The organism is Amycolatopsis sp. SID8362 (assembly GCF_010550475.1).
Taxonomy (GTDB): Bacteria; Actinomycetota; Actinomycetes; order Mycobacteriales; family Pseudonocardiaceae; genus Amycolatopsis; species Amycolatopsis eburnea.
Genome location: NZ_JAAGNB010000859.1, coordinates 1 through 923 on the forward strand (window position 1 = coordinate 1; position 923 = coordinate 923).

Below are 923 nucleotides of genomic sequence, written 5' to 3' on the forward strand. Positions count from 1 at the left end.
GCCCGGACTCCGCCGTCAGCTCCCGGGCCTCACGCAGGACGCGCTCCGCCGCGGCCAGGTCGCCCCGGCCTTCCTCCGCCCGGCCCAGCGCGATCAACGCGGCCGCCTCGACCTGCCGGTCGCCGTCACGGCGGACGGATTCGAGGGCCGCTTCGGCCGTCCGCGCCGCCGAGGCGTGGTCGCCGCGGGCGATCTGCAGGGCGCTCACCGCGTTCAGCACCGTCGCTTCGCCGAAGCTCGTGCCGAGGTCGCGGAACGCCGTCAACGCCTGGTCGAGGACCTCACCGGCCTCGGCCAGCCGCCCGGTGGCCAGCAGCACCCAGCCGAGGTCGGCGAGGTTCGCCGCCTCCCAGAACGCCAGGTCCTCCTTGCGGGCCAGCGCGATCGCCTCGACCAGGCAGTCCTCCGCCTGCTCCAGCCGGCCCAGCTGGCGGTAGTGGCAGCTCAGCGAGTTCAGCGCGAGCGCTTCGCCCGAGCGGTTGGCCAGCTCGCGGAACAGCTGGATCGCGCGACGGCTGTGTTCGACGGCCTCCGACAGCCGTCCGGTCCACTCCAGCATCGAGCCCAGGTTCGCGACGGCCGTCGCCTCGCACTCGCGCCAGCCGCACGCCCGGCTGGCCAGCACCGCCTTCTCCGAATGCCGGATGCCGGCTTCGTGCTGGCCTTCGCGGAAGTACGCGCCGCCGATGGACAGGTGGACCAGCGCCTCGGCCGGCTGGGCGCCGTGGTCGCGGGCCGCGCGCAGGACGATCGGGGCCAGTTCGAGCCACTCCGCGCGGCGGCCGTGGTCGTGGAAGAACCGCCGCAGCGCGTCGGCCAGGTACCAGGCGCCGGGGTACGGCCCGCGCGTCGCGGCCTGGCGCAGCGCCGCCGAAAGGTTCGGGACCTCGACGTCCAGCCAGGCCACGGCGGCCCCGGCGTCG

1 protein-coding gene is annotated in these 923 nt (G+C 75.5%); it reads right to left on the minus strand.

What is annotated here, in order from left to right:
* Window positions 1-923, minus strand: a 923-nt coding sequence (locus G3I65_RS26495) for a tetratricopeptide repeat protein (protein ID WP_160698513.1), incomplete at both ends; no start/stop codon positions are given.